24 protein-coding genes and 1 pseudogene are annotated in these 26,989 nt (G+C 42.5%); 22 read left to right on the forward strand and 3 right to left on the reverse strand.

Annotated features, from left to right (window positions below; genetic code table 11):
• Window positions 1–17 precede the first annotated feature (17 nt).
• The 4 genes from NSTCB13_RS31390 to NSTCB13_RS31405 are packed head-to-tail and all read left to right on the forward strand — an operon-like array spanning window position 18 to window position 3,086.
• Window positions 18–239 carry a hypothetical protein gene (locus NSTCB13_RS31390; protein ID WP_448274946.1) on the forward strand — a complete coding sequence of 74 codons (222 nt, stop codon included), beginning with the start codon at window positions 18–20 and terminating at the stop codon, window positions 237–239.
• Between the two features lie 41 nt (window positions 240–280).
• On the forward strand, window positions 281–412 hold the full coding sequence (locus NSTCB13_RS31395) for a hypothetical protein (RefSeq protein ID WP_448274948.1): 132 nt from the start codon (window positions 281–283) through the stop codon (window positions 410–412).
• A gap of 6 nt (window positions 413–418) precedes the next feature.
• A complete protein-coding gene (locus NSTCB13_RS31400) occupies window positions 419–2,458 on the forward strand; it encodes an HsdM family class I SAM-dependent methyltransferase (protein ID WP_448274950.1) in 2,040 nt (679 codons plus the stop codon).
• 1 nt (window position 2,459) lies between these two features.
• Complete coding sequence (locus NSTCB13_RS31405) at window positions 2,460–3,086, forward strand: hypothetical protein (RefSeq protein ID WP_448274951.1); 627 nt, start codon at window positions 2,460–2,462, stop codon at window positions 3,084–3,086.
• Between the two features lie 97 nt (window positions 3,087–3,183).
• Here the strand turns inward: NSTCB13_RS31405 and tnpC are convergent, their stop codons facing one another.
• A complete protein-coding gene (gene tnpC, locus NSTCB13_RS31410) occupies window positions 3,184–4,656 on the reverse strand; it encodes an IS66 family transposase (RefSeq protein ID WP_448274952.1) in 1,473 nt (490 codons plus the stop codon).
• Window positions 4,657–4,840: 184 nt separating this feature from the next.
• Here tnpC and NSTCB13_RS31415 point away from each other — a divergent pair, with 184 nt between their 5' ends.
• The 14 genes from NSTCB13_RS31415 (at window position 4,841) to NSTCB13_RS31480 (ending at window position 19,438) form a co-directional block, all read left to right on the forward strand.
• On the forward strand, window positions 4,841–5,218 hold the full coding sequence (locus NSTCB13_RS31415; RefSeq protein ID WP_448274954.1) for a hypothetical protein: 378 nt from the start codon (window positions 4,841–4,843) through the stop codon (window positions 5,216–5,218).
• A gap of 44 nt (window positions 5,219–5,262) precedes the next feature.
• Window positions 5,263–5,490 (forward strand): hypothetical protein, encoded by a 228-nt coding sequence (locus tag NSTCB13_RS31420; protein WP_448274955.1) that lies wholly within the window; start codon window positions 5,263–5,265, stop codon window positions 5,488–5,490.
• Window positions 5,484–5,912, forward strand: a complete 429-nt coding sequence (locus NSTCB13_RS31425; RefSeq protein ID WP_448274957.1) for a type II toxin-antitoxin system VapC family toxin — start codon at window positions 5,484–5,486, stop codon at window positions 5,910–5,912. The genes NSTCB13_RS31420 and NSTCB13_RS31425 overlap by 7 nt, the downstream gene beginning before the upstream one ends.
• Before the next feature lie 9 nt (window positions 5,913–5,921).
• Complete coding sequence (locus NSTCB13_RS31430; protein WP_448274958.1) at window positions 5,922–7,169, forward strand: hypothetical protein; 1,248 nt, start codon at window positions 5,922–5,924, stop codon at window positions 7,167–7,169.
• Complete coding sequence (locus NSTCB13_RS31435; RefSeq protein ID WP_448274960.1) at window positions 7,166–8,230, forward strand: hypothetical protein; 1,065 nt, start codon at window positions 7,166–7,168, stop codon at window positions 8,228–8,230. The genes NSTCB13_RS31430 and NSTCB13_RS31435 overlap by 4 nt, the downstream gene beginning before the upstream one ends.
• Window positions 8,223–9,491 (forward strand): STAS-like domain-containing protein, encoded by a 1,269-nt coding sequence (locus NSTCB13_RS31440; protein ID WP_448274962.1) that lies wholly within the window; start codon window positions 8,223–8,225, stop codon window positions 9,489–9,491. Before NSTCB13_RS31435 ends, NSTCB13_RS31440 begins: the two co-directional genes overlap by 8 nt.
• A 74-nt stretch (window positions 9,492–9,565) precedes the next feature.
• Window positions 9,566–11,572: a hypothetical protein gene (locus tag NSTCB13_RS31445; protein ID WP_448274963.1), complete on the forward strand. Its 2,007-nt coding sequence runs from the start codon at window positions 9,566–9,568 to the stop codon at window positions 11,570–11,572.
• Entirely contained in the window at window positions 11,490–12,284 is a 795-nt protein-coding gene (locus tag NSTCB13_RS31450; RefSeq protein ID WP_448274965.1) for a hypothetical protein, read from the forward strand. The genes NSTCB13_RS31445 and NSTCB13_RS31450 overlap by 83 nt, the downstream gene beginning before the upstream one ends.
• Window positions 12,285–12,288: 4 nt before the next feature.
• A complete protein-coding gene (locus tag NSTCB13_RS31455; RefSeq protein WP_448274967.1) occupies window positions 12,289–13,869 on the forward strand; it encodes a hypothetical protein in 1,581 nt (526 codons plus the stop codon).
• Window positions 13,866–14,567, forward strand: a complete 702-nt coding sequence (locus tag NSTCB13_RS31460; protein WP_448274969.1) for a hypothetical protein — start codon at window positions 13,866–13,868, stop codon at window positions 14,565–14,567. The genes NSTCB13_RS31455 and NSTCB13_RS31460 overlap by 4 nt, the downstream gene beginning before the upstream one ends.
• A gap of 115 nt (window positions 14,568–14,682) precedes the next feature.
• Complete coding sequence (locus tag NSTCB13_RS31465) at window positions 14,683–15,846, forward strand: hypothetical protein (protein WP_448274970.1); 1,164 nt, start codon at window positions 14,683–14,685, stop codon at window positions 15,844–15,846.
• A gap of 22 nt (window positions 15,847–15,868) precedes the next feature.
• Window positions 15,869–17,554, forward strand: coding sequence for an ATP-binding protein (locus NSTCB13_RS31470; RefSeq protein WP_448274972.1), 1,686 nt, complete (start codon window positions 15,869–15,871; stop codon window positions 17,552–17,554).
• Window positions 17,547–18,143 carry a hypothetical protein gene (locus tag NSTCB13_RS31475; protein ID WP_448274974.1) on the forward strand — a complete coding sequence of 199 codons (597 nt, stop codon included), beginning with the start codon at window positions 17,547–17,549 and terminating at the stop codon, window positions 18,141–18,143. Before NSTCB13_RS31470 ends, NSTCB13_RS31475 begins: the two co-directional genes overlap by 8 nt.
• Window positions 18,143–19,438 (forward strand): serine/threonine-protein kinase, encoded by a 1,296-nt coding sequence (locus tag NSTCB13_RS31480; protein WP_448274975.1) that lies wholly within the window; start codon window positions 18,143–18,145, stop codon window positions 19,436–19,438. The genes NSTCB13_RS31475 and NSTCB13_RS31480 overlap by 1 nt, the downstream gene beginning before the upstream one ends.
• Before the next feature lie 956 nt (window positions 19,439–20,394).
• On the opposite strand, the gene ruvC is transcribed toward NSTCB13_RS31480, so the two are convergent.
• Window positions 20,395–20,886 (reverse strand): crossover junction endodeoxyribonuclease RuvC, encoded by a 492-nt coding sequence (gene ruvC / locus NSTCB13_RS31485; RefSeq protein WP_322668374.1) that lies wholly within the window; start codon window positions 20,884–20,886, stop codon window positions 20,395–20,397.
• 174 nt (window positions 20,887–21,060) lie between these two features.
• Between ruvC and NSTCB13_RS31490 the strand changes: the two are divergent.
• From NSTCB13_RS31490 to NSTCB13_RS31500, 3 genes and pseudogenes are all read left to right on the forward strand, one after another.
• Window positions 21,061–22,432: pseudogene (locus NSTCB13_RS31490) on the forward strand (gluconeogenesis factor YvcK family protein).
• Window positions 22,433–22,494: 62 nt separating this feature from the next.
• Window positions 22,495–22,950, forward strand: coding sequence for a tRNA (adenosine(37)-N6)-threonylcarbamoyltransferase complex ATPase subunit type 1 TsaE (gene tsaE, locus NSTCB13_RS31495; protein WP_448274976.1), 456 nt, complete (start codon window positions 22,495–22,497; stop codon window positions 22,948–22,950).
• A gap of 1,136 nt (window positions 22,951–24,086) precedes the next feature.
• Complete coding sequence (locus tag NSTCB13_RS31500) at window positions 24,087–24,713, forward strand: PadR family transcriptional regulator (RefSeq protein ID WP_448274977.1); 627 nt, start codon at window positions 24,087–24,089, stop codon at window positions 24,711–24,713.
• Between the two features lie 342 nt (window positions 24,714–25,055).
• Here NSTCB13_RS31500 and NSTCB13_RS31505 read toward each other — a convergent pair whose 3' ends face one another.
• Window positions 25,056–25,823 carry an SDR family oxidoreductase gene (locus tag NSTCB13_RS31505; protein ID WP_448274978.1) on the reverse strand — a complete coding sequence of 256 codons (768 nt, stop codon included), beginning with the start codon at window positions 25,821–25,823 and terminating at the stop codon, window positions 25,056–25,058.
• 171 nt (window positions 25,824–25,994) lie between these two features.
• On the opposite strand from NSTCB13_RS31505, the gene NSTCB13_RS31510 reads away from it, so the two are divergent.
• Window positions 25,995–26,945 (forward strand): AraC family transcriptional regulator, encoded by a 951-nt coding sequence (locus NSTCB13_RS31510; RefSeq protein WP_448274980.1) that lies wholly within the window; start codon window positions 25,995–25,997, stop codon window positions 26,943–26,945.
• Window positions 26,946–26,989: the final 44 nt, after the last annotated feature.

A 26,989-nucleotide genomic window follows, 5' to 3' on the forward strand; every position in this document is an offset into this window, starting at 1 on the left:
GAAAGTTCAATATCAATATGACACCAGCTATTTATGAAGCCATCACAACGGTATTAAAACGCGAACCTTTACCCTTAGACAAAGTATATACACTAGCTAAGGATGGGGGTAGCAATTGGCACCAAGCACAGATTCACCTTTTTCTAGCCTGTATGGATGGGGTGGAAGTTGAAGCAACGCCAGAAAAAACGCCGTTGGTGAGGTTGGGGGACAACGGACAGAAAAAGAAGAACTGGTAGAAGCGATTATTCAAGTCGTACAGTCAAATACTGGGAAACCTATGTTAGCAGCAGAAATTCGCCGCCAGCTACCGAAGAGGTTTGTTACCACTGAGGAAAAAATCAAAGCTTTGGCAAAAGAGATACCTGTTTTGGAAGTATTCGGGCCAGGGCGTATCCGCTACAAGGGTTAATCAAAGATGGCAAAAACTAAAACGGAAGTCAAGCAAGCACAAGAAGAATCTTCTGGTGTACAGGAGGTATTAACTAACCTTTGTCAGCAACAAAAATCAGCAGGTTTTGACCGTGTAATTTATCTACAAAAAAGCCTAGATAAAGAAGTTGCTGCTATTGTTTGGGGGCAATTTCAAGGTGTAGAAACACCGCGTATTTTTTTGTTGGCATTACCGCCGGGACAGTGGGAAAAGGCAAATGCTAATTACGTACAGGAGTTGTCTTATACTTTACCAGCAGCAGATACTCTAGAAGACCAATATCCTCAGTTTGGGGTGGTGACGGATGGGGAACATCAAGCAGTTTTTGACTTGGGTTATCCCGCTTATGAAATTGACCGTCTGCCAACGCTAAAGGAAATTAACGAGTACAAACGCATTAAGGCTGACCCGACTTATCGCTGGTCGATGAAGATGTACGATCGCTTAATGCGGGGATTTGATGAATTCCACGAACAAGTTTATCAGAATGTGCGGGATAACATCTCTAGTTCTAATGACATTATCCGCGAAGTTACGAAAATTCTGTTTCTAGAGTCCTTCCGCCTACACCATGAGGGGGCAAATTTAGAGTTTAAGTACGATGACCAAATTTTACGTTTAGACCAAATTTTTACTCTGGAGTATATCCAACAGAAGGGCAACAAGGCAATATCACAAATTCAGGCGGCCTTTGATTACTTTAAGTCTCATGCTGATTATGTGGTGACGGATGACCAAGGAGAATCTCACGCCATTTTTGATGAGCAAACCCACCTCAGACTCGCCCAGCCCCGCAACTACGAAACTCTATTAAACCTGATTCAAAATTTGGGGCCTGTTACCAACAACCAGGATAAGGTGGTGAAACAGCAGGGAACACTGGCGGATATTGCGGCTGATGTCTTGGGGCGGGTTTTGGATGTTTTCTTGCGGGCGAAGTTTAAACCGGAGGGAATGGGGGTTTATTTGACTCCTGCACCAGTAAAGCAAGCGATGCTGGCTATTGCTTTTCACGATATTAAAGAAGAAACGCCGGGACTACTGACAGCGCGGGGAGAAGATGGGAAACCTGCTTTTCGCTTTTGTGACCCTGCTTGTGGGAGTTATGGTTTTGGTTCTGTGGCGATGGGGTATTTAGAACGGGCGCTGCTGGATATTTTGGGCAAAGAAACCTCAAAAGATGTGCGCCGGGACAAGCTATTTCAGGATATGTGCCAGTACAGTTTTGTGGGCGCGGATAATTCCCAGGATATGGTGACGTTGGCGCGGGTAAATATGGCGTTGTTAGGTGCGCCGAAAGCGCGAATTTTCCGCACCCATGACTCTTTAATTAGCGAACAATTCCAACCCTGTAGCTATGATTTGATTTGTACTAATCCGCCTTTTGGTACGCCGAAGTTTAGCAAGAATCAAGAAAAGGCGAAAAAGTCTTATGAACAGGCGCGGGAGTTGATATTATCGCGGTTTCGGTCTGATTTAGTGGTAAACAACAATAAAGCTGGAACTTTTACCTATGAACCATCGGTTTCTGGGTTGGCAATGGGAGGAAAGCCCGATAGTAAAGGGGTTTGGAAGCCTGTATCGCCGAGTATCGACCCGGCAGTACTATTTATCGACCGTTGTTTGCAGTTGTTGAAACCGGGAGGAAGGTTATTAATAGTTTTACCCGATGGGGTGCTTTGTAATTCCGGTGACAAATATGTGCGTGAGTACATTATGGGGAAGAAGGATGAAGCAACGGGGCAATTCTATGGTGGAAAGGCAATAGTTAAAGCGGTGATTAGTTTGCCATCGGATACGTTTAAGCTGTCAGGAACGGGGGCAAAAACTAGCATCCTTTATTTACAGAAACGTCAGGCAAGGAAGGATGAGCCGGAAAGGTTTCAAGATGAGCCGCAACCGGATGTATTTATGGGTATGGCTGAGACTTTGGGGTATTTAGTGAAAAATAATGTGGAAGATTATAGCGTCGGCGTGTCAAATGATTTGGCAGCGATCGTTGGTGCTTATGTGAGGGGGGAATAAAATGCCTATTATATTTCGGACTCCTGATTTAAAACCATCTAGACTCGATACTTGGTACTACAAACCTGAGTTTCTAAGTGCAGCTAATAAAGTTTATTTGAGTGGTAAATGCTGTAGTTTTTCAGAAATTATTGATAGTAAGCGAGGGATTAAAGGAGGTGCAACACCTTTAGGAGCAGAATATCCAGAGCAGGGATATATTCGTTTTTATAGAACATCCGCAATTAAAGACCTTTTAATTGATGAAACCGAAACTGTATTTTTGACGCCAGAACAAGATGCAGAATTAGCTCGCAGTAGATTGGCGGAAGGAGATTTAATACTAACTATTACAGGAGTTAACTTTGGACAATCTGCGGTAGTTTTAAGCAGACATCTGCCAGGAAATATCAGCCAGCATTCAGTTAGATTTAGACTAAAACATTTAGATGGACACTATCTAGTTACGTATCTCAGTAGTTATTATGGGCAATTGATTATTTGGCAACAGGCTTATGGTGCAACTAGACCAGCAATTGATTATGAAGGAATCCGAAGTTTACTGATCAGAGTTCCTGACACTTTAACTCAATACTACATTGGTGATAAGGTGCGGTTGGCGGAGAGGTTGAGAGAGCGATCGCGATAGCTTCTTAATTCCAGTAATCTTATTATAGAAGCTTTGTTAGAAGAAAAAGTTACTGAGGATGAACTAAAAGTAGTTCAAAAGTCGTAAGGATTCAGGTCTAATATTGGGGAAGCAAAGAAGGACGAGATTGAGAGTTAATAGAGTCAGCCATTAGTGCTTGTGCAAAAAAATCAATCACAGACCTACCTTGACGGCGGCAAGTCTGCACTACCGTCAACAAATTAGCAGTGTGTTGAAACCGCGCAATCGTTCGGGAGCCACCACTAACCTTGCGTTTTGTCACAGCCAAACGCAGCGATCGTTCAGCCTGATTATTATCAGGAGGAACTTCTGGATGCTCAAGGAAATACCACCATTGTGTAGCTCTATCGCGTAAAGAGCGTAAAAGTTGGCCTGCGGTAGCTCCGGCTAAATCAATCCACTGATTGAGCCAGGAGTGCAACTTAGATTTGAATTCATTGACCCAATCGTTATAACTGGTAGAGTCAAGTGTCTGGAACCAGCGTCCATAATTTCTAAAGGCTTCATCAATTAAATCAACAAACGCTTCACCAATAGCTTGATTATGAAGACCTGGAAGCTGAATTAACTTTTTGAAGTGGCGGCGTAGATGCGCTAAACATTTTTGTTGGGCAAAAGCTTGATAGCCGTTGTAAACACTAAAATCGTCGCTGATAATTACACCTTGATATTGAGTTCCTAAGATTGCTTCTAATTCGGATCGTGAACGCGTATCAGCCGCAGTAAACAGACAGAACTCAGAATTAGCCACTACCCACAACCATTCTTTGATGCCTTTGACTGACCAAGGTGTTTCATCTACATGAATGTTAGGTTGTGTCTGTTTTACCCAACTACTTAACTCAGTGACGCTCGGTTCAATTGCTTGAGTTATTCGTTCATTGGTTGCGACTATTGTTCCTAACCCAATATCAACTTGCCCTAATTCCCACAACATTTCTTGTTGTTTTTCATAAGGCATGTGTGCATAATTGTTTACCCATCCTAAGAACGCCTGTAATTTAACTCCTAAATCTTGCCCTGGAACGATATCTGGCGACCATGAGGCTGTTTGTATATTTCCACAGCATTCACACACGCACGTATGGCGTTGATACTCCACTATTTCAATGGGACGTTCCACTAATTGCGCTACAGACTGTTTTTCTACCTTCACTGCCACTGTTGCAAATGCTTTTTGACCACAAAAGACACAATCAGTCGGTCGTAAGATTTCATAACGATCTACTCTGCCAAAACCTTTACGAGTCTTACCTTGATGTCCTGGTTGCCCACCTGGTTTTCTTTTAGGGTGGTTCGGTTCTTCTTCCAAGGATACTTTTTTGTTTTCACTCTTTTTGAGGATGTCCCCAGATGGTGGTTTCGATGAATTAGAGCTATCCAAATCTCTGCTGACTTTTAACCGTTCTACTTCAAGGTGTAGTTCGTAGATTATTTTCTGTAACTCACGTATCACCTTGTTCTGCTCAATAATCATCTCTACCAGTTGTTCTTTCGATAACTGGTTCAAGCTTTCTCGGTCTAATTCTTGAGGCAGGTTCTGGTTCATATCTGTGATACTCTCCCTCAACTGTTCCCTTTGTCAATACTCTGCCACCTGAATCCTTACTCCAAATCCAGCACCTCTGGCAATAACTTATAGACGAACTGCACAGATAAAACTTGATGGCATTAATCCTTATTTAGTTGCTGTTTTTTTAAATTGTCGTGCAGGTGCTTTACAACTACAACGAATGACTACAGGAGTCATACAAGCACAACTTCGGCTGGAAGATTCTGTAGAGGTATTGATTCCCACCTGGACTAAACAAGTTCAAAATTATATTGGTGAGAAAGTTCGTTTAGCATTAGAAATGCAGGAACAAGTAGAATACCTTACCATCGCCGCCAAACTCCTAGTAGAAGCCCTCATCGAAGGCAAAATCACCGAAGACGAACTCAAAACCGCCCAACAAGCACTAGAAAAAGGCGACAGAGAACCAGACAAAACCATCCTCTCGCGCCTTACCCGCAAAGGGATAGATATCAAAGACGAACCGCCCCTCTTCCCCGACTTAGACGCACTTTATGAAATCATCGACCAAATAACCAAAGACACAGAGGAGGAATAAACACTAAAGTCAAAATAGGTAAACTCAGCAATTTATAGAAAATTATGAAATGTACAATTGACCTACCCGATACCCTAGCCCAACAACTAGAACAATATTTACAAGATCATCCCGATCAAAACCTAGAACGTCTCATTCAGGAAGCCCTAGAAGAAAAACTAGCTGGTAAAAATCTATCTAAACTACTTACCTTAGCCGGAATAGTCAACGAATCTCCTAAAAATGCCAGCGACCAAGCGGAAGACTTCCCTAAGATTATTAATCCATGCTAAGTCCCATCTCGCAAGTGGTGATTGATGCAGGGCCTTTAATCGCCTTGTTATATGCTAAAGACCCCCAACATACAGAATGCAGAATTGGCTTTGAACAACTCAGTCAAGCTAAAGCCAGAGTTTATACTCCCATCCCCATTTTGTTTGAAGTTTACAAATGGTTGTTATACACAACCAATCCCAGGACAGCCCAAAGCAGTCTAAACATCATGTTAGAAAGCTTACATCTAATTCCAGTCAACCAAGCTGACCTTCTTGAAATCTTTGCCCTACTGCAAACCATCCCTAACTGGCAGGGAAGCCTGGAAGATGCGACAGTAATTTGGGCAGCAAGAGTGCGTAAATGTCCCGTTTGGACAATTAATTATCGAGACTTTGGCAACTTCCCCGCCTTAGAGTTTTGGAATCCTGACCTCAACTGAGGCGAAAAAATGAAGCTTTCACACTCCACCATCCGCAACTTAGAACAACTCCTAACTATTGGCGAAATTCCCACCGCAGACATCAGCCCCCTAAAAATCGGGCAAAACCTCGGAATGTGGACAACTTCCGCCGATAGTAGCCGCATCATCGCCACCCCTGCAACCGTCCAACTGCTGCAAACCTTACCCAGCCTCTCAGAAACAGTTGCCGCCCTCCTCAGTTGCGAAGCTGATATCCGCCAAGCTTGGGGTAAAATTATCGCCGCCCGTCTGCAAGAACTGGGAACTCGCCGGGATGCACAGGGACTCAGCGAAGCTATTAACACCTTGGGACAAGCATCTGAAACTTTAATTCAACTCTTACCCCAAGCCGCCCTCAGTTCTAGCGATTACACAGAATTAGAACGTACTCTGTTTGACGCACCCGCCGAACAAGCCCCAGCCACTCCCAAATTGCTACGCGTCTTAGGTGCAACTGCCCCCTTAATTGAAGGTAAACAGGGTACACCTGCAAATTCTCTTCAGGATATCGACCCTCTCAACCCGGCGATTAATTGGGTGCGAGGGCGGTTGCTGCGTTTGCCTAGTTTGCGAGATGGGGAGATAAAATTAAAATCTAGTATAAAATCTAGTGTTTTATCTGGTGACTGGGGAGATTTAACCCCAGAGGAAATTAACCCAGATGACACCCCATCTCAAGGAACAATGCGCTGGGTACTCTATCGCCCTTGGGCGTTTCTTTTAGCACAGGTTGTCTTTACTCAAGAAGCGTGGTCAGCAGAACGTGTTTCTGGTAAATTGTCCCTAGAATTAGAAGATAGCCAACTTGCCCAATTCGACCAACCAACCCAAGTCTTAGTGGTCATCACCACCGCCGCCGGGGAAGAGGTAATTTGCGGCACTCTCGCTGAACTACTGCTGCAAGTCCTAAGTCAGTTGGGCGTATCTCTACTCACCGCCCATTCTCCCCAAGACACTTTATATATAGCCTCTCTACAAGAAAGACTAGCCCCAGTTATCGCCGTTTTATTAAAACAGCAAGTGTGGCGGTTTGAAACTGGTAGTAGCGGTAGGCGTTCTGGCTATACCATCCACTCTAATTTTTCTGATAGCTGCTACCGGGTACTAGGTAGTAAATCATTTAACCGCCTGGGCAATTCTATCACCTCAGCCATTCGCAACAGTTGCGACAGATGGGTAAAAGAACGACTCGCCACTGCTGGTAACACCTCTGTTGCCCAGGTGACAACCAGATGAACAAGAAAATATCTATCATGCTTGCGCCTCCCTCTTTCTGGCCAGAACCCCGCGACCCGGAAGCGTGGTTACGCGCATTAGCGATTTTAGCAAAGTCAGAAAAAACCACATTCTCCGGCTACTGGTCAACTTGGGAACAGTATCTAACTAAAACAATTTCTCGCCGGAGTACCCCCGGACTTTTTGGACTAGACACTACAACCAAACCCGCCAAAATCCTTGGTGTGGGCTTGTTAGAATCAACCCCCGACGGTAAAAGCTGGCAATTATCAGAGGAAGCGCAACTACTGTTAACCATCTGGCGCGAAAATGACTCCCAAAAAACCTTAGAAGCCTTAGCGGTGCATCTGTTAAAAAAAAGTGTTTGGCTGCGGCTGTTACTGCTGCATCTAGCCGGAGGTGATTGGCAAATCAGCCATTGGCAACAACCTATTAAAGTACATTCCCGCCCCGAAACTTGGACAGAAGGTAGAGAAAACGCTTGTCTAGGTACTTGGATGACCTCAAATTCTACCTTTTTTTTTCCAGAAAATAAAAGTAATACTACTGCGTTAAAGAGTCAGAAAGGGCACAATATAATTATCGGAACTGAACATAAATTAATTTCACTTGCCCCACTTAAAGCTAGCCTTTACCTGCTAGACAGCCTCGACTGGTTGCGAAATGGGCAACTGATACTGCCGTTACATTTGGCACAACAACCAGACTTAGCTATTTTATCTCCAGTTCCAGACTCTCCCAGCGCCCAACTCCAGATTGCCACCAGCACCCACGCCGATATGAGAGGATTTTCTCCCGTTGAACCTGTGATGCGAACATTTGCCCAATATACTGCGATCGCGTCCACTTTGGAAACTGCCAATAGCTTTGAAAAATGGATGGATGAGTTACTGGGTGCAGCTTTGAAAAAAGGCGCAATTGAATTACACGCCGCCGAACCAGGACAAGCCAGACATGGAAGGGGACTATTTGGCGACAGGCAACGCAAATTAATTAACTGGAGTATTCACCCAGAATTTGACGCTTTATTTCCAGCTTTTAAACCTGTTAACTATGAATAATCTTCATAAATCCATTATTACTCTACCTAGAACTTTAACATTTACCTATCAGGGTGCGTATGAATTTAGCAGAGTTCTAACTCTATTTGACTGGACATTAAACAATCAAGAGGTTGTAATAGATTTCAGCAAATGCTTCAGAGCTAATTATCAAGCTTTATCACTGGTTGTACTTTATATTTGGCAATTAAAGAATAATGGCTGTTATGTCACATTTAAATACGATTATTATGATAAATTACTGAGACAAGGAGCATCAAAAATGTGGGGAATGATGGCTGGTACTGGATTATTTTCTGTACTGGTATCAGATAAAAATAACTTTTTTAGTCATCCTTCCAAGCCACTTTTTGCAATTAGAAATAATTTTGATTTTAGAACAGCTTTAGAAAAAGCTGTAAGTTATACAAAAGGATTTGATATTGAGTATGAAAAAACACTGCGCTATGCTTTGTCTGAGTTACTTTATAATACCTTAGAACATGGACATAATTCTAAAATTCCGTCAATAATACAGTTTTCTTGGTATCGAGAAAAAGGTGAAATTTCTTTTATTGTAGCCGATCTTGGTGTTGGCATTAAACAACACTTAAGACAGGTTTATCCAGAAATTGAGGATCATGTATCAGCTATCCAACACGCTTTAAAACCACAAGTCTCAGGAACTTTTCTGAAAAGTAATCCCTACCAAGCCCAGAACAATGCTGGCGTTGGATTATACCTTTCAAGTAATATCATTCGCAAACTTCATGCTGATATGCATATTGTTTCTGGCAATGGAGTAGTACATATTTCGCCAACTGATGTTACAGGAAGAATCACAGAATCTCAATGGCCAGGTACATTAGTTTATGTAACTATTAAGTTAGGAATTTCACAAGATATTAATTTGCAAAAGATGATGTCGGAATTCCGTGCAGCAGCAACACAAGAACTTTCCAACGCGTCTGATGTTGAGAAACAGAATAAATTTTATATTAGTGTACGTAATTACTTTGGGAAATATGCTGAAGATAAAATGACAGCAATCCGTATTAGAGATGAAAAACTTCTTCCTGAAGTTGCGGAAGGAAAGTGTTTAAGTATAGATTTTGATGAAGTTATTTCTGCACCTCATAGCTTCTTGAATGCTTTATTATCTACACCAATTCGTCAGTATGGCATGGCAGCCTATAAAAAAATAAAAATTATTAATGCTGCGCCAGAAATTAGAGAAACTATTGATTTTATTATGGATGAAAATACTGAGATTAGAGAGTGACTAGCTCATATTTTTGCCACAAATTAAAATAATAAAACTTTTTGATATATAAAAGCTATGCTGACTAATAAGTTATGAATAATCACAAATTAGCAAAAGATAACCATAACATTGCTACCTATCGCTGGGCTGCTACTGGTGTTTCTTCCTATCCGTTAACTCATCCCATTGTTGGACAAGGAGATTTCTTTTTTAAATTTCGTCATTTTATCCACCTTATAGACCAAGAAGATGAACGCTTTGCCCATGTCTTTGCCATCATCGCCCAATGGGGTGTAGGTAAATCTCGCCTCGCCTACGAACTCATCAGCCAAATTAACGATACTTCCCCTGGTTGGGCAGTACGCGACCAAGCCGGGTCTTTAACTGATGCCAAACTATTTGATAATGACGCAGACCGCGAACAATATCTTGGTCTTTATATCCGTTACAGCCAAATTGCCAACGAATACCACAACATCGATAACTGGTTTGGCTACGGTTTGTATAAAGCCCTTTTACCCCTAACTAAAAAGACCTTTGATACTTCTATTCAAGCCAGTATTGCCAAAGAAGCCTATGACCGCCTAATTGTTAAAGGTTTTGAAGAAAGCAAATTAGCCGCAGCCTTGGAAGTCGAAAAAAACTACTCAGATGAAATTCTCTATGAAGACTCTTCTCTAGTAACAAATCTCTGTCAAGCCGCTTACGATTATTTAAGCCAATTTGGGATTAAATATATCTTGATTGCCCTGGATGAACTAGAAACAGCAGCCGAAGCCGCCACCTACGATTTAGAACCTGAAGATATTAAACGTCTTGATGGTCGGGCAATTAAGCTGATGGGGAAAGCTATCAAAGAAGAAGACCCCCGGCGAAAATTACCTTGGCTGAGATATGTAGCCTTATGTTCCCCAGTGATTGGTGATGAACTAAGAGAAATCCAGTCTACAGCTCGACGTTTTGAATTAGTTGAACTTTCACAAAATGCATTTGCAGATGTTAGTGATTTTGTCAATGCTCTCACACAACAAGGACGCTTAAGCGAAACCTATCCCGAAGGCTTAGTAGAAGCTGCTTACGCTATGAGTGGCGGTAACTTTGGCTGGTTTAACGTCATTATGGCTAATGTAGATCAAATTTTGCGCGATCGCCGCATTAGTGGAGAAAAAGACCAGCCAACAGTCGCTGCACTGTTTGATGCATCTGTAAAAGTTTCTAACCGCATTAGCGACCATATCCTCGACCATAACGCCATCGATGAACTTAAACTAGACCGAGTTCATTTACTAGCAGCCAAAAAATTACTGTACGGGCAATTACCAGTTCCTTTAACGCAATGGCAAACAGAAGAACTCAACGCCTTATTAACAGGCGTCAACGAGTACGACGAACCCATTGCCCTGTACTATCGCCAGGTCAACTGGGATGATGTGGATTGTAATAAAGCCTTACGAGAAGCTAAGTTTGTCCGAGACAAAAGTACTTGGAAATTGAACGGTGTAGATCAACCCCTCGACCTCAGACAACTATTAGCCAACCTCAGCACCTACGCAATTCACGAAAGCCGCAACAGCCAAAATAACTTAGGCAAACATACACTCTTAGTTCCTCTGCAAAAAACTGATTGGGAGCAACTTGTTAGCCTTCTCTATCCCCATGCTGCGGCTGTAGATACAGCACGGGCGCTGTGGCGAGGTTTCATTGGTGAACAAGACTTAGAAGTGTCTCAAGCAACACATATTGGCCCCAGTATTGCTATGTTGGGACGGCTGAATTTGCGTTATCGCAAACAAAGCCAAAATTCGCTGATTTTTAGAGACCCAGATTTTAATTCTGCTCACGAATCAGTAATCAAGCATCTGCAAAAGCAACCTCCAGCAGACAAAGCCATCCAAATATTAACGGGGGTTATGCGTCTTCTGGATCAAAACTGGAAATACGATCCTGTCAACTCAGGATTAAAAGATATTGTGGCAATTGTTACTCCTAGTGGACGCAACGGAGGACTGGTAACTTGTGATGCACTTAAACTTCACCCGCAAAGCAGACTCATTGTTGCTTGGGTCAACAATACACCAGAAACTAGAACTTTTATGTAGTCAAGCATCCACACAATTTCATCAAGAAGGAAGAACCCCAGTTTTAGCTTTGACCTCTTCGCGGGGGTTGGTAGATATTTTTAGTAAGCCATCAACAGATAGCCTTAAAAATGCCCATCAATACTTGCTCCTTTATCAGCTATCAGATAGCGAAGAGTTTGCCCTGCATCAAATAGGAATACCCACTTCCGGGTGTGTAGGCTTCAAAATAGATGGACAAGGCTTTACCACAGCATTTTTTAACCGGACTAACTCCCTGTTACGCCCATTAATGGAGGAAATCCACAAATGGCGGAGAAACCTGGATGAACAAGGAGCGATCGCGTTTCCTCTGCGTCCTAGCGGCAAATTAAAGGATGAAGAAAAGGATTTACTCTTTAGGGCTTGGCGTTATTTACTGATAGAACAGAATTTGCCTCAATCACTGTCACGCTTGGATCGCAGTAGTGGTATAGATGTAGAAGCTTTAGTAGCTGTTTTAGGGAAACTGGGAATTACCCCCAAAGCGCAGAGGGCTGGTTATGAACAACAAGAACGTGCTTGGTTATTTGATCGGCTCGATAATACAGCAAATGCAGTATTTCCGCCTTTCTTAAAAAGAATTCTCGACCGTCTTTTAGGGGGACAACCCTGGACTTTAGACGCAGCAGAAAGGGAATGGTTTTTGGGGCTACATTTGGGAAGGAGCAAAATCCAAGGATATTTTTATTGAGTGGATGGCTTTAACCTGTGAATTAGATTTCGCTAAAGTTGAGGCAGACGGTACAGGTGGTAAAGATAAAAAATATAGCCTGCGGACTCGCAGTGAATTGGGTAATTTAATTCAAGAAGCTGAGAACTGGTTACAAAATGACTACCCAAAAATTGTTCAGGATATGCAGGTAGTTTTTGGTGAAGGAAAGGTACAGGATTTTTTCGCTCCTTTGGGCAGTAAACGTGTTGGCACAAAAACCAGCACGGCTCAAGCTGCTATTAAACGCGCTAAAGATTCCTTATCAGCCCTAACAGCCGCAGAAGAAAATCAATACACTAGCATTGCAGTTGAAAATCAGCCGACAATTTTACTTGCAGCAGCAAAATGGCGTTTTTCATTACTCCTAGATATCAATTCTGTCTATCGCCGCGACGATTACAACAGTATGCAAGTGGATGAAAACATTAAGACTCTTAATTTTGAGGATGATTCAAAACCCTTGTGGGAACGCATCCGTCGCGCCGAACTTTTCGCTAAATCGGTACAAGATTTTGCAGAATGCATTTGCGATCGTGTTGATTCTCTAAAAGAAGAAATCAAGGTAGAGGTCAAGGAATTATCTTGTTTTCCCGTGTCTTTGTTTACTTTATCTTTAGAAAAAATCCGCGATATCTTGGATGGAGCGTTGCATTATAGCTCTCCTCAAAGTAGTACAGGTAGAAAACAGGTGACAGAAGCAGGAACTCTTGGTCAATCTCTGAAAGATTTAAAAGTTGCTGATGCCACTGAAAGATTACTACAGCTAGGGCGAGAAGTTGGGATTGACCTAAACCTTCAGAAACAAACTCCTTTAGGAGAAATTGACGGTTTAATTATTAGTGGATTTCGTCGTCTTAAGCAAGCCTACGAACAACTTACAGAAAGACTTAGTAATATTAAAAACAGACTGGATAAATTGCAAGATGTTCTAAATGATGCTCCTGCTGATTTCAATTATCCTAAAAACTTACAACCAATTACTAAATTATCGGCGCAACCACTCCTGATTGAAGATGCTTTAACCGACATCAAAGATGATGATGCTGAACGTCTTCGTGGTGACTCGACTTATGATAAGCCTGCTAAATTTGGGAACTTTAAACCATTAATGGATGCAGCCATTGAATCATTGCTAACCGAACCAAAACGGAGCTTAGATGGTTTATCAGGTCAGGTCTTATCTTTAGAAAACGCAGTCACAAGTTACTACAAACAACTGTTAAATGATACAAGTTTAGAAGCTATAGAACAGGGTGTGAATGCTTTACTCAAAATACAAGGAATACAAGGAAAATCTCCCTATAACAAGTTTACACTGGTAGAATTGGAAGCAACAGGAAGCTTGAAGGGTGCGATCGCACTTAAAGAACAACGTCGCCAAGAATGCCTAAAAATAGCAGAAAACATCCTTGCTTCTACAGGTATTTCCTTCGACCGCTGGCAGCGAATTATCACCGCTATTAACTCAGAACGTGACCCCCAATTAGAACCAGATGAAGCGGAGAAGCTTGTTAATCAAGGCTTTCTCATTCGCACATATCGGCTGGGAGCAAAAACATCATGAACGCTTTCGTTTGGTTAGCGGGAACCTTAGCAACCCATCGCCGCCGTCGCATTTTACAAGATGTAATATCTGCTCAACCTATAGAAAATCAACTCCCGTCTTCTGGTTTGTGTCTGCTATTTGGCAGCGATTTTCAGAAAGCCGACGAAAAACAGCAACAACAATGGTACAACTGGACTCAAGAGCCAGGAAGGATACTATTATTAATTCCCCCATTTGAAACAGAAAAATCTTCTATCCCCTGTGAATGGCAAATCCGGCGGCATTCTGGTGTGAGAGCAAAGCCAGATGTACCCTTACTTCAGGTACTGGCTCCAGAAGTGCGTTACGAACTTCAAGGAAAATTACAAACTGTCACTCAAATTGGCGGTGCTTGGGATGATTTCAGCATTAATACTGCATACTACCGTAAGCACCCCCACTCTGGAATCTTTGCCATTACTTGTCTACCGTTATGGTCGTTAGCTGTACTCGATCAAGAACAAGAACTGCAAAAATGGCTGGAGCAACTACATAGTATTGCTGGTCAACCTGTTGCCAAAGCAGTAAAGCAAACTTTATTTCAGCCAAAACCAGAACACTTTACTGTCATGCTACACTTGCTTACCCAAAAATTTGCTGATGCATCAACAGCACTCACAGCACTACAAAATTCAACTATTTTCTCTATGGATAGGAAAACCGCCCAAACCTATTAGCTGACCTGCAATTTCAGGGATTGGTTGAAGGAGCCAAGTTAACAGAACTTGGTCAAGATGCAATTCGTGGCAGTTCCTATTTAGCCTATGCAGAAGCTCTGGAGGCATTAGCTTTATGACACAAACTTTTAACACTCAGGGGCGATCGCTAGCACAAACGCTCGCTATTCAATCACAGGTTAATTTAGCAGGAACAGTTGGTCGTATCCTAAAACAAATTAGAGATATTGAGCGCGTCGCCCCGTTTTTTTCTCAAGCGGGTTTAGTGCGCTCAATTAACCGTCCCAATCCTTTAAACCTCTGCGTAGCAGGAATTGCAACTAAAGCCACAACTACAAAAACTATCGGGGGCTTCCTCTATGCGGCGGCGGCGGTTCGTGTTGATTTAGCAGTTGATAATAATATCATTTCCACAGTTGGTCAGGATAGCACCTGCGAACTTGACGATATCAACTACGAAAACCAATCAAAACGCCTGCAACTTATAGGTGTGCGCCAAGCTTATGAAATGGCAGATCGAGCAATGCGATCGGAAAATTTTTACGACCTGATTTTGCTAGATTGTCCTCTGGTACTAGACCGCAGCATGGTGCCTTTGCGAGAAGCAGAGAGTTATGCTAGTTATCGCAGTGCTTTTGATAGTGCCACAACAGCAATTTCTAATTTTTGGTCAACTCACCGCCAAAAGCTACAGCCCTGGAATCCCAATGGTACTGCTGTTGTGGGCTTGGCATCAGAGCGTTACGGAGCGATCGTTTACATTGCTCAACAAGACTTACGCACAGTAGAAGGTCGTAAACATATCCTGAGTAGTGAGGGAATTGATGCAAATCTAACTCGTCAAATTATCGGTTCAGAAGAAGCGATCGCCGGAATCGGGGAAAGACGCTTTATTTATGGCATTCTCAACAGCTACACCCGCACAGCAGCTTTTCGCTTGAATGTGCAAACACCGCGTATGGAACCAAGCGATGTAATTTCTTTAGGCGTACTCGGTTATCACTTCAAAGCAGCACAAACCAATACCCCTCAATTACTGCAATTAATTGGGGATGAACCTCACTGGAACCAAAATAACCTTGATTGCATTTGTTCTCAAGTCATGGCACTTACAGTAACTGGAAGTTCCCAAGCGACTCCTTTACCAATCCAGTTGGCAGAAAGAGAACAACAAGCTTTAGATAATTTTCTCGAATATTACAGTCAAAGTCTACAAGCAGAAATCAGACGGCGTGAAGTTGAGAATTTATGGTTATCTGATCTAGATGATTTTTCTTAATAATCTATCTATAAAAACGGCAATGAAAAATCAAATTCTAGGCAAATTGGTAGGTAATACTGGCGATCCCAACAATCTCACAATGATTCTCTCCTCTTCGTTTGCTGGTAGACGAGGCGAGTTTGTCCGCATTTGTCACCAAGAACGCCAAGAAGAACCAGAAATTAATGTACTAGGGCGAATTAACGGTATCATCCGCAGCAATGTTCTCTACAACTCAGAAATGGGGCAATCCCTTACAGATTTAGAACTACTACCAGGCGCTCAAATTACCGGAGAACGGTTAATTGCCAAACTAGAACTTGTTGGTTATAAAGACCCATATACAGGCCAAATTAAAATTCCCCGCCGCGCCCTTGACCCTGGCGCGAAAGTCGAAACTGTAGACTATCAATTCCTTAGCTCATTCTACGAATTTGATGAACAAACCAGTTTACATATAGGCAACTTAGTAGGTTATGAATCTGGCGACAACATTGTTCCTGTCTACTTAGAAGTTAACCGCTTGGTAACAGAACATCTGGCAGTCTTGGCAATGACCGGTTCGGGAAAATCTTACACAGTTGGTCGCATTATTGAGCGTATTGTCACCCTCAATAATGGCACAGTTGTGGTTTTTGACCCCCACGGCGAATATGGTCGCGCTCTGCAAGGTGGTAATTTGCAATTCAATCTTGACTTTAGCAATCTTGATGACCCCCGCGATCGCAAGAGTATTCCCGAAATCCAAGAAAATTTTCAGCGTTTGCAAGAAGTTGGTGCGGGAGTTGTAGTTTACACTCCTCAAAACACTACATTCCGCGAGAAATATGCAGGTAAAAATCAAGAATTGGCACTTCAGTTTGACCGCTTTGAAATGGATGATGTGAGTGAAATTCTGCCTGGATTAACAGAGCCTCAACAGCGGGTACTTGATGTAGCCATTCGTTACTGGAAAACAAGTGAAAAAACTGAACCAAGAGATATTAACTCTTTACGGTACTACTTAGGAGATGGTTTAGAAAAGTTACGAGAGTGGGAAGAACTTAGTTCTGCCGAAGCTGCTGCCTTGAATAGCCGCAGTGCAGCAGTTGCTTCCATGAAACTGTCACGGGTTCTCAACGAAGCCCAAAGTTTTTATTCCGCAGCCTTAGCTAGACCTACGGATATATATGATATGGTAGGTCGACCCAGTGATAAGCGCGGTAGGCTTGTAGTGGTTGACTTACAAGGTTTAAGCGATACAGCAAAACAAATTATTACAGCTTTGATATCTAGTGAAATTCTCCGCGCTGCTGCCAGTAAAACAGACCGCATTCGTCCCTGTTTTCTGGTTTATGAAGAGGGACACAATTTTGCTCCCGCAGGACAACAAGCAGTAAGTCATCGCATTATCAAAAAGATTGCAGGTGAAGGACGTAAATTTGGGATTGGGTTTGCCATTGTGAGTCAGCGTCCCTCAAAGCTAGATTCTGATGTAACTTCGCAATGCAATACCTTAATTACTATGCGCTTAAAAAATCCCGACGATCAGAGGTTTATTACTAAAACTTCGGACATGGTGAGCAAAGCTGATATCGAAGAATTACCCAGTCTTTCTACCGGAGAAGCATTGATTTGTGGACGCTCAATTCCTGCACCATTGTTAGTAAAAATCGGTACTAAAGCACTGATTCACGGTGGACAGTCACCAGAAGTTCTCGATCTGTGGGGACGATTCAATGGCTGAACGTTTTGAAAGCGCTATAACTACTGAACTGCAAAATCTTAAAACGGCTCAAAATCTGTTACCAATTTGGAATATTCAATGGGGAGTTGAGGATTTAGGTTTATCAATTCACAGCTTGGGGATGACCTACTTAGCCTTATTAGGCAATCATCTTGGTTACGTAGGAGTTGCAGAAGTTCAAGCATTACAAAAAGGACAATACGCTTATATTGGGGATGATGTGCGCTCAGATGCAGTTTGGTTTGACCAAACCACTCATTCGCCTTTTCTGATTGCTGAATTTGAGCGCTACAGCAGCGTAGAAGATCAGTCGAAATTAGAAGGTAAGGTGAAAAACTTGTTGCTGGCACAGCATCGTTGGCAGGAAACAGCAGAATTATTATTATTGGCTTACTGGACAAAAAGACTTATCTCGCCTCCTGAACACTCAAATTTCCAGCAAATTATCAACAGAGGATTTGAAACTCAAGCAAAAGAACGAGTCAAAGGCAGCAGTAGAGGGCAGTTGCTCGTACTTGAATTTGCCATGCGAAAAAACATTAACCCTTCAATTTATCATTTGTCAGAGATTATTCTCAGAGAAAACTGATGAGTCGTAAATCTAAATTTTTTATTCCACGGGCTGATCGGCGATTAGGCAATCGCTACGAACTCCTTGAATGTTTAGGAGATGGTACTTACGGTTGGGTTTGGCGAGCGCAACGTCTAGAAGACAATCAAATTGTTGCGGTCAAAATTCCCAAAGAACAGGGGGCAAAAAATGAAGACCTTGCCGAGGGTTCAGCATTGGTGGGTGCAGAAACTCATCCCAACGTTATTAAAGTGTTTTGGATGGGACGAATTCCCCCAGAGCGCGAATGGTATGCCATTGAAATGGAGTATTTCCCCAGCCTGACTCTTTCTCAACTGCTTGATCAAGGAAAACAAGGATTTGTCGCTAGTTACAAGCGAGTCCTTGATATTTACCAGCAAGTTTTAATGGGAGTACAGCATCTTCACCAACTCGGAATGTCCCACGGTGACATTAAACCCCAAAATATTCTTGTTTCTGGCGACCAGGTAAAATTGACTGATTTTGGCTGTAGTGTGTTACCTGATGATATATATGCCCGGACTCGTGAAAATGGTGGAACAGTTCTTTATTCAGCACCTGAAGTAGTAGGCTCAACTTTAAAAGGGCGTACTGCTGAAACCCTTTTTAAAGCTGATATCTACAGTTTGGGTGTATTAATTTACCATTTAGTCACAGCGCGACTACCTCACGATACTCTCAGTCAAGTTGCTCGGTATACACCTTTTCCCCGTCCTCGTGAGATTAATTCATCGGTTTCATCAACTTTAGAAGATTTTATTTTACGCTGCCTTGCCTTTGAACCAATAAATCGCTGGGAATCGGTCTCAACAATGGCGATCGCATTTAGACAAGTTGCTAATACTCAAATAGATTATCAACCCATGCGTATCTTGTCACATCGGCAGCAACCTTCTGAAGATTGGTCAACCCAGGCTTTACGGTTGTTAGAAGCAAAAGCCTACTCTCAACTAGAAAATTTAGCACATTTAGAGTTTGAAAGTAGCTCTGACCCCCATGCTTTCTTACTGATGATCACCGCAGCATACAGAGACAGAAGGTATTTTGATTGCCTAAGAGATATTGAAGCACATCCATACTTGTTAAATGCCGATTCTCCTTTAAGAGGCGATCTTTATCGCATTGGATTAGCTGCATATATGCAAACGCGGCAAATTCATCAAGCTGTTGAAATGGTAGAAAAGTGTTTAGCAATTGAGGGCCTTTTGCCAGACCCCTGTTACTTAAAAAAGCTTCACTTTTGGGTTTACAGGCAAGGTATGAAGATGCCGCTAAGATTTTGTTATTGTTGAATCGCGAACACCCAAACTATCCTGCCATCCTTAAACGCCTTGTGTTGGTTTTTGAGCAATTGAGAGATACAGGTAAAGCTGTTGCTTTTTTGCAAGCGTATGCAAAAATACTACCTAATGACCAATGGGCGAGACTCAAACTGGATCAGTTCAATGCTATCAGAGTTCTTTAACTTTTATATAAATTCCGTCCACAAAGAAAAGTGAGCAAGATGCCCGCAGCACAAGATTGAATAAATTATTTTTTAGAAATACCTAAGTCTGAGCCATTACCTAAATAAATAGAAAATAGCCGTCATATACGTTCTGGTGAAGGCAGTTTATGACGGCTACTTGATTTATTGGGCACAGGTAGAGAGGGTTATTAATTTAGGACTTATATCATGTCCGGTTGAAGACTTATCATTTAGAGGGCAGGGAGCAGGGAGCAGGGGGAAAAAGACTTTTGGGATTTTTGCACAGATACGGTAATCATAAGTGATTAGGCGGACATGAGATTATGCATTGACAAAAACAGCTAAGTGTGGATGACCTCTCTTTACAAGGCAGAGCCTTGTAACGCTCTTGTCGGAGGCTCTGCCTCCCGTCAAACCAGAAGGCAGAACTTTTAGCTTAACAAGCCTACTATCCACATGATGGTTAATGTGTAAACTGCGTAAGTTCTATAATTATTATTCAATAATCGCTACTAAGTAAGTGTGTGGGAGAATTCCAAGTATGTAACGAAATATAAATTTAGGCAATACCTTAGAAATTCCTTATTTCACAGTTTTGACAAAACTAAACATATATCGGTTTTATCGTGCCTACCTATTTACTTGAAATCAGAATTTTATATAAGTTATGAAATTCTGATTTTTTGAGCCAAGTTCCCATCTGTGCCAGTTGGTTTCCAACTTTATTCTCTAGTTTCCACATTTATTATTCAGTTTCCAACTTTATTCTCTTTTTACAACCTACAGCTGATAAGAAGCCGTCAAAGCCACTGCTAAAGCATCCGCAGCATCATCCGGCTTAGGAATTTCATCTAAATCTAACTCCCGCGCCACCGCTTCTTGCACTTCTGACTTATCAGCATTGCCATAGCCTGTTAAAGCTTGTTTAATTTGAGCCGGAGTAAACTCTACATAAGGAAGACGACGCTGCCCCAACACTAAAATGACTATACCCCGCGCCTGTGCAACCAGGATAGTACTTGACATCCGATAGAAGAAGAGTTTCTCGATTGCCACTAAGTCTGGTTGAAATTCCTCTATCAGGGTGTGTAAATCATCAAACAAGGTACATAAGCGCTGGCCCATTTCTACATCTGCTGACGTTTTAATTACTCCAAAATCCAGCATATTTACTGTAGTCTCTTGCACCTTTTTGAGATTTTGTGTACAGCTAATTGCCCCAAATCCTAAAATTGCCAGTCCTGGATCTAATCCTAAAATTCGTTTTTCCATTAAATTCACTTTTATCAAGCCAGGGTATTGTTTAACTAGAAATCCTGGCAATGTTCACGACTTGCTCTTAGTCTAATAGGATTGATAAATATAATAGTTTCACGCGTGGTTTTTTAAACCAAGCGGTGTAAATTTTCTGTTAATTATTGTTTGTAGCACTGCTCCAAATCAGGTATGTCAATTGGTTTTCTCAGACAAGCCCTCAACGCCCTGCAAAAGCAGTCGCGCTCTCGTACTTCCTATCGAGTTAACCAGTGGTTCAAATGGTTATCCCCTGGACTATCGGTAAAACGTTGGTTGTTAATTAGTGTTGGGGGTGTACTGCTGGCGAGTTTGGGGTTAGCCATTTGGATTAAGCTAACCCCAATTTTTTGGATGATTGAGTTGGTTAGAGGTTTCTTGGGAGTAATCACCAACCTCTTACCGAACTATATCAGTGGGCCTTTGGTACTGCTTGGCGGCTTGCTGTTAGTGCTTTGGGGGCAAACTCGGACTGTCGGCTCAATTACTAAGGTACTAAGAGCAGAAGGCGGAGAGGAACTCATTGATGTCTTGCTGGCCCATCGTCGATTGTACCGAGGCCCAAAAATAGTGGTAATTGGTGGTGGTACGGGACTTTCTACGTTGTTGAGAGGACTGAAAACCTATAGCGCTAATATTACTGCAATTGTTACTGTCGCCGATGATGGTGGATCTTCTGGGCGTTTGCGTCAAGAATTTGGAGTGCTACCACCAGGAGATATTCGCAATTGTTTGGCTGCACTAGCAGATGAAGAAAAGTTATTAACAGAATTGTTTCAATACCGTTTTCGGGCTGGAGATGGATTAACTGGGTCACAGTTTTGGCAATTTGTTTTTAACGGCAATGAGCGATATTACTGGAGATTTAGAACAAGCAGTTGCAGCCAGTTCTAAAGTTCTAGCGGTGCGAGGACAAGTACTACCAGCAACTCTCAGTGATGTTCGCCTCTGGGCAGAATTAGCCGATGGTCGTCGGATTGAGGGGGAGTCTAGTATTCCCAAAGCTGGCGGTAAAATTGTCAAAATTGGCTGCATTCCGGCTAATCCTCCGGCGGTGCCAGCAGCTATTAAAGCAATTAAAGAAGCTGATTACATTATTATTGGCCCAGGTAGCCTTTATACAAGCTTAATTCCTAATTTATTAGTACCAGAAATTGCCGATGCGATCGCTCAATCAGATGCCCCCCGTATTTATATCTGCAATATCATGACTCAACCAGGAGAAACTGAAGGCTATACTGTTGCCGATCACATCAGAGCAATTGATGCTGCTTGCGGACAAAGACGACTATTCGATGCTGTATTAATACACAAAAAATCTCCTTCGGAGCAATCACTTATCCGCTACGCCCAACAAAACTCCCATCCCGTTTTCCTCGATAGAGAAGCCGTAACTCAACTAGGGCGACGGATTGTTCCAGCGAATGTTTTGTATGAAGATGAAACAGGTTTTGTACGTCACAATCCGCAGAAACTAGCACAAGTGTTATTACGGTGGTACGGTAGAGGTCATCACTTAAGATAAAAAATTAGTCATTTGTTCTTTGTTTAGACTAATGACTAATGACTAATGACTAATGACTAATTATGAAAATTTTTCTTGCAGATACAGAAGCGACGCTGCGCTTAGGTATTACTCTTGGCGAATCCCTGACATCTGGCAGCGTGATTTTACTAGAAGGTGATTTGGGCGCTGGTAAAACTACTTTAGTTCAAGGCATTGGTAAAGGTTTAGGAATTGCTGAACCCATTGTCAGTCCTACTTTCACGCTGATTAATGAGTACACTGAAGGACGCTTTCCCCTTTACCATCTGGATTTATATCGCTTGGAACCGCAAGAAGTCGCAACCCTAAATTTAGAAAGTTACTGGGAAGGTGTTGAAGTGATACCAGGAATTGTGGCAGTTGAATGGGCAGAACGATTACCCTACAAGCCAGATAGTTATCTGAGCGTGAGTTTGACTTATGGATATGAAGGCACTCGTCAAGTCGAACTCACACCATTCAATTGTGCCATTAGCAAAATCATTGCCGCAATTTAAGCTCATTTCCCGCCTAAAGTACGAGGGATTTTAGTTTTTTGACCGCAACACTCAAAAATTCCTGCAAATAATCGAGAGAGAACTTTACACTCGTCCTATCTGCCACTACCACGTTCGCCACCGTCAGTTTCTAACATTGTTATCTCAACCAAAACAAAAATATTTAATCAGCTTTTCTTCAATAGAAAACTGGTAGTCAGCTTTGCTGACACCTGCTCCTATAAATTTAGGAGAGTTCCCAACACACTGGCTTTCTTTAAAAGGGAGACTATTTTTTCTTTCACTCCCTCAAATCCAGGCGGGGTTATCTTATCCGAATAGTATTGAACCTAAAGTGATTCTTAACTAAATAGGATATATGAATCAAGCAAGTGTAAATAAACTGTTGTTGGGGTCAATGAAAGTTTTGAGAGAACTTAGTCAGCTCCGATTGAATCTGATTAGTTCCCTACGTGGTTTAAAAAAGGAATCTAGATTATTTAGCAGCGAATGCTAGTAAAAAAGTTAAACAATCATCAGTTTATGTATAATTTTAACTTTCCTCACACTTAGTATTCCCAAGTTAAGTTCACAATCTATACAAAAAAATAAAGTATTTTATAAATTCACAAAATTAGTTCTAATAATTTTAACTAGCAATAAATTCTTATATTCACATCTGTAATTAACACCGATTTCAATAAAATATTTAACTAAAATATCTCGTATTTATACATATTTTATCTAGAAATACAAGACACAAAAAAAGCAAACCATCTAAAAATACGGGGTTTTATCTGTAGACTGAACTTTTTGTTACACCTATCACTTCAGAATCAAGTAAAAATGCTTAATTTACGACTAAACGCCGTAGATTAAGCATTTTTGCAATGGGTAGAGTCTCAATGCTTGTCGGGTTTTGGGAGGGGAAAGAAAAAACCTTTAACCTTTAGCCTTTAACCTTTTCCCCAAATCCAATTCCGAGTTAAAAATCCACAAAGCGTGCAGTATTGGGTAGAGTCTTTTGTCGAACAAGTGCAGACTCTTAACTAGTTGATGCTACTTTTGTTACAAATCTTAACCAAAATTCTATTCCGATATATCGCGATATATTCCGATATATCGTATATTAGAGAAAGTTGATTTGAGATTTACTTATGTTTAGACATTTTCGATCACGTTTTGGCGCACCTGCATGGGCAGGAGTTAGCGAGGAGGATTCATTGCTTGTCAGGTCTTGGTTTGGACATGGCAAGCATCATGGTAGACATCATGACAAACGCTTTGATAATGAAATGTTTGGTCGTGGTTGGGGAGATGAATACCGGACTCGTCGGGGTGACATCAAGTTCATTCTGCTGGAATTGTTATCTGAGCATCCTAGTCATGGTTACGACCTGATTAAAGAGATGGAAACTCGCTATGGTGGTTTCCGTCGCCTCAGTCCTGGCTCAGTGTATCCAACACTCCAATTGTTGGAAGAAGGAGGTTATCTCAAGAGCGTACAGGAAGGGGGCAAGCGGATTTATACGATTACGGATGAAGGTAAACAATTATTGGCAGAACGTTCCCAACAAGAACCTTCAGACACTCCTTGGGATACCTTCAAAAGTTTTGTTACAGGTAAGCCCCAAGAGTTTATTGAGTTGCGGAATGCCGCCACAGAGTTAGCTGCTGCGGTGGCGCAGGTGGCTCGTAGTGGCAATATGGAGCGGATAAATCGGGTGCGCGAGCTTTTAGAGCAAGTTAAACGGGAAATCTACGCGATTCTGGCTGAAAAATAAGTAGAGGCTCGTAGTAAGACATTAGTCCTTAGTTTCTAAGCAGCAAATTGCTTACTACAACTCCTCTAGTACTTTGCTCGCGCTGTCGATCGCATTAGCGTTCGCTGTCCAACATCTGCATTTGATGTCGATCGTAACGAGTGCCTGCGATCGCAGATGCAGGAATTGCTGCTTCAATACGGGTTAAGTCTTCTGGGGATAGATTTACATCGAGCTAGGGGAAAAATAGTTAGACCATTGAACCAAGTTGGCGATGTTGAATTTTATTTTGGGTAGTCATATAGGGCTTCTCAGTTGTTTTACTACTAGCTTAGATTCAAAATTATTCGCATCTTTGCGTAACTATACGCTGCCTGTAGGACGCACGATAATCTCATTCACATCAACGTCATCCGGTTGTTCGATTGCAAAGGCGATCGCTCTGGCGATCGCCTCAGCCGGAAGCGCAATCTTGCGGAATTCCTCCATACCTTTGCCAGCTTCGGGGTCAGTAATGCTATCGGCTAGTTCCGACTCCGTTACACCCGGTGAAATAACTGTAACGCGAATGTCAGTATTTTCCTGACGCAGCCCCTCCGAAATTGCCAACACCGCGAACTTAGTTGCTGAGTAAACGGCGCAGGTTGGCCAGACAGCGTGTCCGCCGATGGAGGACAGGTTGACGAACTGGCCAAATCCTTGGCGTTTCATCAGCGGTAGCCCAGCAGCAATGCCATTGAGTACGCCACGGATGTTCACATCAATCATCCAGTCCCATTCATCAACTTTCAGCGCTTCTAGCTTCGAGAGCGGCATAACGCCTGCATTGTTAACGATGACATCAATGCGGCCAAATTTGCTCTGAGCAAATTCTACAAAGGCTTGGAAGTCGGCGCGATTAGTAACATCAAGAGTCTGATACTCCGCCGAGCCTCCCTCAGCGCGGATTGTAGCCACGAGGTTTTCCAGCCGTTCCGTGCGTCGTGCGCCCAGGATGACGTGGATGCCCTTACGAGCGAGCAGACGTGCTGTTGCCTCACCGATACCGCTACTTGCGCCTGTAATTAGTACGACTTTCTGTTGGTTGGTAGTCATAAAACCGGATCTCCAAGTTGTTGTATTCTCTAGCACACTCTTAATCTAAGGGAGTCAAAGCTTGATGCGGTAATCTGAACCTGCGAAATTCTTGCCTAATCCTGCATTTTTATTCATGTTTATCATAAAAAGATAAACTGACCTCAGCGGCTAAATAGATTGCGGCTGCCCTGAATGTTAGTTTAATAAAGGATTTCAAACGAGATTATGGAACAGACTGTTAGAAAGCAGCAGTCCGAGCTAGCCGCTCTGATTGCACAAAACAGTAATGGAGATGGTGTCCATCCCACAGCGATCGAGCGGTTATTCCTGATCCGTTCATTACAACCTACTGCCCCTCTCCATACCCTGCATGAGCCTGCCCTGTGTATCGTCGCTCAGGGCAAGAAACAGGTAATGTTGGCAGACAATCTGTATGTTTATGGTCAAGACCAATATTTGGTGGTGTCCATCGATCTGCCTGTTGTCGGTCAAGTGATTGAAGCAACGCCAAGCCTTCCGTATTTGTGTCTTCGGCTCGATTTAGATATGGGAGAACTCAGCACACTGATGATGGAGGCAAAACTAGAGGCTCCTGCGAACGAACCACCAGAACCGGGCTTGTCTATTAATCCTGTTAGCCCGCAACTGCTTGATGCTGCAATCCGACTTGTGCGATTGTTGGAAACGCCTCAAGATATTGCCATCCTCGCACCTTTGATTGTCCGAGAAATTCTCTACCGTTTGTTATCTGGCGAACACAGTGCTAGATTGCGACAGATTGCTTTAGTCGATAAACAATTCCAAGCAATTAGCAGAGCGATCAATTGGCTGAAATGGAACTACGAAAAACCATTTCGGATCGATACGATCGCTCGTGAAGCGCGCATGAGTCCCTCGTCGCTTCATCATCACTTTAAGTCTGTCACCACCATGAGTCCTTTGCAATATCAAAAACAACTTCGGCTTCAACAAGCCCGTCGTCTGATGCTGGGGCAAGGTATGGATGCAGCAACAGCTAGTCATTATGTGGGTTATGAAAGTCCCTCACAGTTCAGCCGTGAATACAGTCGCTTGTTCGGCGCACCACCGTTGCGTGATATGGCTCGGTTAAAAAGTGGAGTTTTTGGGGATGGGGAGAAATCAATTCAAAATTCAAAATTCAAAATTCAAAATTAAAGAATTTCTGCCTTCTGCCTCCTGCCTCCTGCCTCCTCTTCCCC

The organism is Nostoc sp. DSM 114160 (genome assembly GCF_053470305.1).